A 9,019-nucleotide genomic window follows, 5' to 3' on the forward strand; every position below is an offset into this window, starting at 1 on the left:
GTTTTAAACTGAATTACTGAAAAAAAATAAATCTAAAAAGCATATATTTACATTCATGAGTTTAATAAAGAATTGGTCAAATATTTACGTGGAGGCAGGCTGTGATGAAGTAGGAAGAGGCTGTCTTTGCGGACCTGTAGTGGCTGCAGCAGTAATTATAGATATTAATTTTGACCAGAATTTAGTTGATGATTCTAAAAAACTCACATTCAAAACAAGAATGGAGCTCGACAGCTACATTAAAGAAAATGCTGTGGATTACGCCATAGCAGAGCTTCCTCCTGAATTCATTGATCAACATAATATTCTCAACGCAAGTATTCACGCAATGCACCAGGCACTGGATAAGCTCAGCACAAGGCCTGAGCTCATACTTGTGGATGGAAATAAATTCCACCCTTATAATTACATACCTCATCAATGCATCATAAAGGGAGATTCTAAAGTACTCTCCATAGCAGCCGCATCTATTTTGGCCAAAAATTATAGAGACCGACTTATGATCGAACTGCATGAAGAGTTCCCACAATATGGATGGAATAAAAACTTCGGATATGCAACTAAATTTCATCGTGAAGCTTTGATAGAATTTGGCCCGACTATACATCACAGACAATCATTCAGACTTAAATACGATTAAACCAATAAAAAAAGAGAAGCTTTTGCTTCTCTTTTCATTTATAATTTATAAATAATTATTTCTTTTTATTTCGGCCTTGTTCGGCTGTTTTTTGCTGTTCCTGAGCCTTCTCCATCATTTCTCTCATCCTTCTCTGGAATTTTCCTTCCGCTTTTGGCTTTTCTTTATTAGCCTGAATCTGAGCATGAATTTTCTTTTCATCCAAAATCCAATATTTAATTACAAGAATGATTAATATATTAATGGCGTTCGATACGAAATAATACCATGAAAGACCTGAAGCCGACGTATTCAGGAAGAACAGGAACGTAATAGGGAAAATATACATTAATACTTTCATATTAGGCATTCCTTCCTGTTGAGGCTGTTGAATATTTCCTGAAGTCATAATCGTATAAATAAGGATTACCACAGTACAGGCAATTGCAAAAATACTTAAGTGGTCTCCAAGGAATGGAATTTTAAAAGGTAGCTTAATTAAATCGTCATATGCCGTTAAGTCTTTTGCAAACCAGAACCCCTGTCCTCTCAAATCAATAAAGTTAGGGAAGAAACGGAATAAAGCATAGAAGATAGGAATCTGTACCAGTGCAGGTAAACATCCCGCCATCTGATTCACACCTGCTTTCCGGTAAACTTCCATCGTAGCCTGTTGCTTCTTCATCGGGTCAGCATCCTTCAATTTAGCATTCACCTCATCTATTTCCGGACGTATTACTCTCATCATCGCACTCAGCTTATGCTGCTTATACATAATCGGAGACAGGATCAGTTTCACAATAATGGTCATTACAAAAATTACCCATCCAGCAGTTAATCCCCAAGAAGCAATAATATTATACATCGGAATAAAGAACCAACGGTTCATTGTTCCAATAAAAGACCATCCTAACGGAAGAATCTCATCAAAGTTTTTGTCATAAGATTTCAACAACGGTAAATCAAGCGGCATAAAATACCATGTGAAATCCTGATTAAATTCGCTTCCGGTCATTTGAACCTGACCTTCATAATTGAATTTTTTCAAGAATTCCCCTTCTTCAAAAGCATCCTGATTCCCTTTACTCTGTGTAAATCCATTTTTAGCTTCAATAATAGCAGTAAAAAACTGTTGTTTTACCCCAATCCAGTTAAGCGTTTCTTTAGCTTCATCCATTGTAGTCCTTGCATCATAATCATAGGATTTATAATTATTAAATGTATAAGCAAATTCTGAATGAGACTGTTCCTGCGCTCTCCCTTTTTCTAAATTCCTTACGCTGTAATCCCATTTGAAATCAGCTTTTGAATCAGATATTACTTTTGATAAACCCTGAGTTTTTACTTTAAAATCTAAAGTATATTTAGGCAACAAAGTATAAATAAACTGGATAACGGCACCATTATAATTGGCAGTCATTGTAATAACATTACCATTTACCTCAGGAGAGAACACCAAATCTTTGGTATTAAACTCCTTACCTGTTTTATCCTTAAACTGGAAACCGTAGCTCGAGTTGTTTTTATTAATTAAATAAAGAGGCAAATCAGCTTTATCACTTTTATGATCATAAGCCCTATATTGCACAAGTTCCACTTTAGAGACCTGCCCTCCTAGACTGGCAAATTCTAATTTCAATTCGTTATTAGCTAAATTGGAAACCTGAATCGCGTTCGGAGTAACATTTGGATTGATATTACTTGCCTGAGTTTGTTTTACTGTTTTTGTCTGCTCAGTTTTCTGCTGCTGAGTCTTTTGCTGTTCCTCATTCTGCTGTTTATTCTGAAAATAAAACATAAAGCCGAAAAGAATCAGGCACAAAAACGCAAAACTAATCATTTGACTTTTATCGAGTCCGTTGTTTTGTTGCATTTTGATTTTATTAAATTATTTTTTCTAAATCCTTCATTCAATTGGATGAATATTTCATTTGGGATTTCGAGCTGACAAAAATACTGATTTTTTATCAAAACTCTACCTTTTACTGTATTACTATATAATAAACTCAAGCTGACAATTATCAACCTGAGTTTATTTAAGACGTTTATATTAAGATATTACCTTATTTCTTTTCACAAGCTTTTACAAATGCTTTAAATAATGGATGTGGCGTTGCTACTGTACTTTTGTACTCCGGATGATACTGAACCCCAACATAAAAAGGATGTCCCGGTAATTCCAAAGCTTCTACCAACCCTGTTTCAGGGTTAGTTCCGGTAGCCATGAAACCGTTTTTCTCAAAATCCAGTAAATAGTCACTGTTAAATTCATAACGGTGACGGTGTCTTTCGGAAATATTTTTAGCACCATAAATGTCTGATAATTTAGAACCGTTCTTTAATGAACATTTCCAAGCTCCAAGACGCATTGTCCCTCCTTTCTCCACTACATTCTTCTGTTCTTCCATTAAAGAGATCACAGGATACTCCGTAGAAGTATCAAACTCCATTGAATTAGCTTTTGCATATCCCAATACATTTCTTGCAAATTCAATAGTCATGATCTGCATTCCCAAACAAATTCCCAATAATGGAATTTTATTTTCCCTTGCATATTTTGCGGTAAGAACTTTCCCTTCAATCCCTCTGTCTCCAAATCCCGGAGCAATGAGAATTCCATCAACACCTTTCAAAGTTTCCTTGATATTATCTTCCGTAATATCCCCACTGTAAACCCATCTTATTTTCACTTCAGTTTCCAGATCGGCTCCTGCATGTTTAAATGCTTCAGCTATGGAAATATAAGAATCCTGAAGAGATACATATTTACCTACCAGTGCTACCTCAATTGTTTTTTTAGGATTCTGGAATTTCTTAAGGAAGCTCTTCCAGTCTTTAAGGTCTGCCTCCTTGTCACTTTTCAGATCAAGCTCTTTTAAAACCACATCATCAAAGTTTTGTTTTTGCAGATACATAGGAACCTCATAGATTGTATCCAGATCTTTACATTCTATAACGTTATCTAAAGGAACATTACAGAATTGTGCTAATTTGGCTCTTTGCTCTTTTGGTATTTTATGTTCTGTTCTGCAAACTAAAACATCCGCCATAATTCCGCTTTCCATTAACTGGCGAACAGAATGCTGGGAAGGTTTTGTTTTCAGTTCTCCACTGGAAGCAAGATAAGGCAGTAGAGTCAAATGAATGACCATGGAATTATTTTCTCCCAGTTCCCATTTGAGCTGGCGAACTGTTTCTATATAGGGCAAGGATTCAATATCACCTACAGTTCCACCGATTTCTGTGATAATGATATCATAGTTTTGTTTGGAAAGAATTTTAATTCTTCTTTTGATCTCATTAGTGATATGAGGAATTACCTGAACCGTTTTCCCCAGAAAATCTCCTTTTCTTTCCTTTTCTATTACAGTCTGGTAAATTTTCCCAGTAGTAACATTATTATTTTGAGAAGTAGGAGCATCTAAATAACGCTCGTAATGACCTAAATCCAGATCCGTCTCCGCACCATCTTCTGTCACATAACATTCTCCATGCTCATAAGGATTCAGTGTTCCCGGGTCGATATTAATATAAGGATCTAATTTTTGGATGGTTACATTAAAACCGCGTGATTTTAGTAGAAGTCCCAGAGAAGCAGAAACGATTCCTTTCCCCAAAGATGAAGTTACACCTCCTGTCACAAAGATGTATTTAGTATTCTTTTTACTCATTAGATTAGGTTTGTGCAAAGTTATGGGAAAAAGAAATACGAGGCAATTATTTATAAAAAATAAAAAGGGTTCTCAAAAATAAATTCTGAAAACCCTTTTCTAAACCAAATTATATATATGAGAATTATTGTTTAACCAATTCGAAATAAAGGTTTACATCTACATCTTTTGCAACACCTGCTCCTGTAGGATCATATTTAATGTTATAATCTAAACGATTAACTGTAAATTTTGTCTGGAAACCAAGAACTTCTTTCCCCTGCTGGTTTTTAGTTACACCACCATATGTTACCGGAACACTGATTTCTTTAGTAACATCCTTGATCGTTAATTTACCTTTAAGAGTATAGGTATTATTCTTACCTTTTGTTAAAGAAGTGCTTTCAAATTTCATAGCAGGAAATTTCTCAGCTTCAAAGAAATCAGCACTTTTTAAGTGATTATCTCTCATCTCAACACCTGTATTGATCGAATTGATATCAACCGTAAAATTAAATTTAGCATTATCCAAATTAGCTCCAGGAGTAACCACATTTCCATCAAATTTATCAAATCTGCCCTGCACAAAGCTAATTCCCATATGCCTGATATTGAAGTTAACAGATGAATGCATAGGATCTACATTCCAGGTAGATTGTGCAAAACCTACAACACTTAAGAAAGCAAATACAAAAGTTAAAAATACCTTTTTCATTGTAATTATATTTTATATATTATTTTTATTGAGGCAAAGGTATAAGGAGAAAAATGAGAGAACATTGACCTATGTTATTTTTTCATTAATAATCAAAATTATTTTTAAATAATTCAATCATATAAACTTATAACCAGTCATATATTTCAATGTACCCCATCGATTATTTTTTCTTTCAAAATTCCATATGCTTTCAGGGATAAATTCATTTTTTTTTTTGAACTTCGCATCATGGCAAAATTAAAAACAGCATATATCTGTCAGAATTGCGGCACCCAATATTCCCAATGGATGGGGCAATGTAAAAACTGCGGACAATGGAACACTCTTACTGAAGAGATTATTGAAAAAACGCCTCAAAAGAATAGTTCATCCTCTATAAAGTCGAAACAACATGTTATTAATATCATTGAAGTCGAAACCAGTGAGGAACCTCGAATCAAAACACCTTCAGAAGAGCTCAACCGCGTATTGGGCGGCGGCATTGTTTTAGGTTCCGTTACTCTGATCGGTGGTGAACCTGGTATCGGGAAATCCACCCTCCTGCTTCAGCTTGCCTTAAAAATGAAGAAAAAGATATTGTATGTTTCAGGTGAGGAAAGTGCATCTCAAATTAAAATGAGAGCAGACAGGCTGACAGATATTCAAAATCCCAACTGTTTTTTATTCACGGAAACTTCATTGGAAAAAATTCTTCATGAAGCTAAAAAACTGGAGCCTGATTTTGTTATTATCGATTCCATTCAAACCTTACAGTCCCAACTGATAGAAAGTTCTCCGGGAACGGTTTCCCAGATCAGGGAATGCTCCAATGAAATTATAAAATTTGCCAAGGAAAACAACACCCCTGTTTTCTTAGTGGGACACATTACCAAAGACGGTCAAATAGCAGGACCAAAAGTCTTAGAGCACATGGTGGATGTCGTTCTTAATTTTGACGGAGACCGAAATCATCTTTTCAGACTATTAAGAGCTAACAAAAACCGTTTTGGATCTACTTCCGAAATCGGAATTTATGAAATGATCTCCCAAGGGCTGAAAGAAATAAAAAACCCTTCTGAAATTCTTATCACCAAAAAGTTTGAAGAATTATCAGGAAATTCCGTAGCAGTAACACTAGAAGGAAACCGGCCGATGCTCCTGGAAATCCAGGCTTTGGTAAGCACTGCCGTTTACGGAACTCCACAAAGAAGCTCTACAGGATTTGATGCCAAAAGACTTAATATGCTGCTTGCCGTTCTTGAAAAAAGGGCAGGTTTTCAATTGGGAGCAAAAGATGTTTTCCTTAATATTACCGGCGGTATAAAAACCGATGATCCGGCGCTGGATTTAGCGGTTGTAGCTTCGATCCTCTCATCCAATGAGGACATTGCCATTTCTGAACACTTTTGTTTTGCAGGAGAAATCGGTCTGAGCGGAGAAATCCGGCCGGTTGCACAGGTCGAACAAAGAATTACTGAAGCCGAAAAGCTGGGTTATGAAAAGATATTTGTCTCTAATCTTAATAAAATTTCTAAACGTAAATTCGGGATAAAGATTGAAGAAGTAAGCAAAATTGAAGATTTTCACGAAAGAATTTTTTAACATAATAAAAAAATTCACCATGTGATGATGTTTTTTATATATATTTGTTAATCAACAACATTTAAAAATAAAACTACACCACTCATGAAAACACAATTTACCTTTTTGGTACTATTTTGTGCTATGTTCTTATCGGCACAGACCAGAGTATTTCAGACTGCAATTAGTGAAGACAGATTGAATAGCAATCAAAAAATCAATAAGGAACTTGCTTCCAATTACAGGTCTACCACCTACTACGTACAGCCTTCATTGAATTTAAGATCCGACCTCCAGATTTCACTTCCCACAGGAGAAGAAATTACCGCCAAATATAATAAAACATATCAGTACGCCAACAAAAGCGAATCTTATGTTTATACCATAGAAAATGCACCGGATGCCGAACTGGTACTTTCCAAAGACAGGAATATTGTAACGGGAATGTATACACCTGCAAAAGGAGAAAAAGTAATGTTTCATCAAACTGATGATAAGACTTTTGCATTATCTGTAGTAAGTGACACCAAAATTCTTGATCAGGACTCACCTGATGACTACATTCTGGATAAAAGTGTTTATTCCGAAATCGTCAATAAGGCTAATTCAAACGTATGTTCCTCTACAACTGCGGTTTGTCCTTCTACAAGAATTGATGTTCTAGTTGTTTATACTCCTGCTGCAAGAGCTGCATGGGGAGGTGTTTCTCAAAGTAATTCCTATGTAGCCACAGCCATCACTAATTTTAATACCGCATTAGCCAATTCCGGTATTTCCAATGTTACCATCAATCTTGTATACTCCGGAGAAATCGCTTATACAGAATCCGGAAGTTTAAGTACCGACCTGCCAAGATTCAGAAATAACAATGATGGATATATGGATAGTGTCCACACTTTACGGACTACTTATGGCGCCGATCTTTGTGCGTTGGTGGTAGGCTCCCCTACCAATACATGTGGGCTTGGATATATTAATACAAGCAATACCAACTACAGCAATACTGCAGGTTTCTGTGTAAGTTTATATAACTGCGCCGTCTCTAATTATTCTCTAGCTCACGAATTCGGGCACAACATGGGATTGAGACATGACTGGTATGTAGACTCCGGTACCGTTCCTTGTGATCATCATCATGGGTATACCAACAAAACAGCAATCAGCTCCGGAACATCCAGTACAAGTTCTCAAAGGTGGAGAACAATCATGGCATATAATGACGAATGTGCCTCAAAAGGATTCAACTGTACAAGAATCAACCGCTGGTCTAACCCGAATGTCAACTACAACAGTGAACCCACAGGTGTACCCATCGGAAGCAACAAACCCGCTAATGAAGCCTTCGGATTCGCCCGTTTTGCGTGTGTTGTTTCCAACTTCATACCAGCAACAACAAGTGATTTGATAATAACAGCAAAAGAAGATCAGATTTCACCAATAAATTCTCAAAAATTCAAAATTTATCCAAACCCAGCTAAAGATGTTATCAACATTCTGGGAGGCAACGGAGAAAGATATAACTTCAAAATATACACGATCACAGGACAGCAGATTATTACTACTTCTGAGACTGTAATTCCTCTTAAAGGCTATGTGTCGGGAGAATATCTCTTAAGTATCTATGATAAAAACAATGTTCTGATAGAAAGCAAAAAATTTCTTGTTAGATAAATTCTTTTAAGAAATAAGTCAAAAAACCTTCAAATACTTTAACTTTATTTGAAGGTTTTTTATTTAGCCTTATATTTTTTTATGAATTACCTTGCACACTCCTTCCTTTCGTTCACAGACGGACAGATTGCCGGCCAGTTTCTGGAAGATTTCATACGCAACAAAGACCGTTTTTTATTACCGAAAGAAATTCAGGACGGAATCACTTTACACCGTGCCATTGATACCTTTACTGATTCTCATCCCGTTATTCATGAAGCCAAGAAAGTTTTCAGTCCCTTGGTAAGACTATACTCGGGCGCTTTTATTGACGTGTGTATGGATTATTTCCTCGCTAATGATCTTACCCTGAATTCTCTTGAAGGATGGAAAGAACATTCTTTAAAAACTTATAAAATTCTTCATCAGTACGAATATTGGTTTCCTGAAAATTTTAAGTTGATGCTCAGCAATATGGAAAAAGATGATTGGTTATACAATTACCGGGAAGATCGGGGAATTCGGTTCAGTATTCAAAATGTGCTTAATAAAGCAAAATACCTGGATAAAGACCTTCCTGTATTCGAGGTATTTTTTAATAATAAAGAAATACTACAAAAATATTATGATCAGTTTTTCCCGGATCTCATAGAATTTGCGAAACAAACCAATGATCAACTAAAAGAAAAACTTTAATTGCTAATTGTCTAAAAAAAATAAAAACGCCTCATTAAGAGGTGTTTTTAGTTAATGACATTTGTGTGTTTAGAACATTCTGCCTTATTTCTTGTAATAAAAAAATGATAAGGGGAACTTTTATCA

Annotated in this window: 7 protein-coding genes; 4 read left to right on the forward strand and 3 right to left on the reverse strand. The window is 35.7% G+C overall.

What is annotated here, in order from left to right:
• Positions 1–55 precede the first annotated feature (55 nt).
• Complete coding sequence (locus tag Q0A18_RS11670; protein ID WP_292010323.1) at positions 56–640, forward strand: ribonuclease HII; 585 nt, start codon at positions 56–58, stop codon at positions 638–640.
• Positions 641–695: 55 nt separating this feature from the next.
• Here the strand turns inward: Q0A18_RS11670 and yidC are convergent, their stop codons facing one another.
• The 3 genes from yidC to Q0A18_RS11685 form a co-directional block, all read right to left on the reverse strand.
• Entirely contained in the window at positions 696–2,492 is a 1,797-nt protein-coding gene (gene yidC / locus Q0A18_RS11675) for a membrane protein insertase YidC (protein ID WP_292010324.1), read from the reverse strand.
• Between the two features lie 190 nt (positions 2,493–2,682).
• Positions 2,683–4,290, reverse strand: a complete 1,608-nt coding sequence (locus Q0A18_RS11680; protein ID WP_292010325.1) for a CTP synthase — start codon at positions 4,288–4,290, stop codon at positions 2,683–2,685.
• A 124-nt stretch (positions 4,291–4,414) separates the two neighbouring features.
• Positions 4,415–4,984, reverse strand: coding sequence for a YceI family protein (locus Q0A18_RS11685; protein ID WP_292010326.1), 570 nt, complete (start codon positions 4,982–4,984; stop codon positions 4,415–4,417).
• Positions 4,985–5,215: 231 nt separating this feature from the next.
• On the opposite strand from Q0A18_RS11685, the gene radA reads away from it, so the two are divergent.
• From radA to Q0A18_RS11700, 3 genes are all read left to right on the forward strand, one after another.
• Complete coding sequence (radA, locus tag Q0A18_RS11690) at positions 5,216–6,568, forward strand: DNA repair protein RadA (RefSeq protein ID WP_292010327.1); 1,353 nt, start codon at positions 5,216–5,218, stop codon at positions 6,566–6,568.
• A gap of 84 nt (positions 6,569–6,652) precedes the next feature.
• Entirely contained in the window at positions 6,653–8,218 is a 1,566-nt protein-coding gene (locus tag Q0A18_RS11695) for a M12 family metallo-peptidase (protein ID WP_292010328.1), read from the forward strand.
• Positions 8,219–8,299: 81 nt separating this feature from the next.
• Complete coding sequence (locus Q0A18_RS11700; RefSeq protein ID WP_292010329.1) at positions 8,300–8,893, forward strand: ACP phosphodiesterase; 594 nt, start codon at positions 8,300–8,302, stop codon at positions 8,891–8,893.
• Positions 8,894–9,019 lie beyond the last annotated feature (126 nt).

The sequence above is a fragment of the Chryseobacterium sp. genome (genome assembly GCF_022712095.1).
GTDB lineage: Bacteria > Bacteroidota > Bacteroidia > Flavobacteriales > Weeksellaceae > Chryseobacterium.

Excerpts from the sequence above, each read along its gene's own strand:
- yidC (WP_292010324.1), bottom strand. The coding sequence starts at position 2,492 with ATGCAACAAAACAACGGACTCGATAAAAGTCAAATGATTAGTTTTGCG.
- Q0A18_RS11695 (WP_292010328.1), top strand. The coding sequence starts at position 6,653 with ATGAAAACACAATTTACCTTTTTGGTACTATTTTGTGCTATGTTCTTA.
- Q0A18_RS11680 (WP_292010325.1), bottom strand. The coding sequence starts at position 4,290 with ATGAGTAAAAAGAATACTAAATACATCTTTGTGACAGGAGGTGTAACT.
- Q0A18_RS11700 (WP_292010329.1), top strand. The coding sequence starts at position 8,300 with ATGAATTACCTTGCACACTCCTTCCTTTCGTTCACAGACGGACAGATT.
- Q0A18_RS11670 (WP_292010323.1), top strand. The coding sequence starts at position 56 with ATGAGTTTAATAAAGAATTGGTCAAATATTTACGTGGAGGCAGGCTGT.
- Q0A18_RS11685 (WP_292010326.1), bottom strand. The coding sequence starts at position 4,984 with ATGAAAAAGGTATTTTTAACTTTTGTATTTGCTTTCTTAAGTGTTGTA.
- radA (WP_292010327.1), top strand. The coding sequence starts at position 5,216 with ATGGCAAAATTAAAAACAGCATATATCTGTCAGAATTGCGGCACCCAA.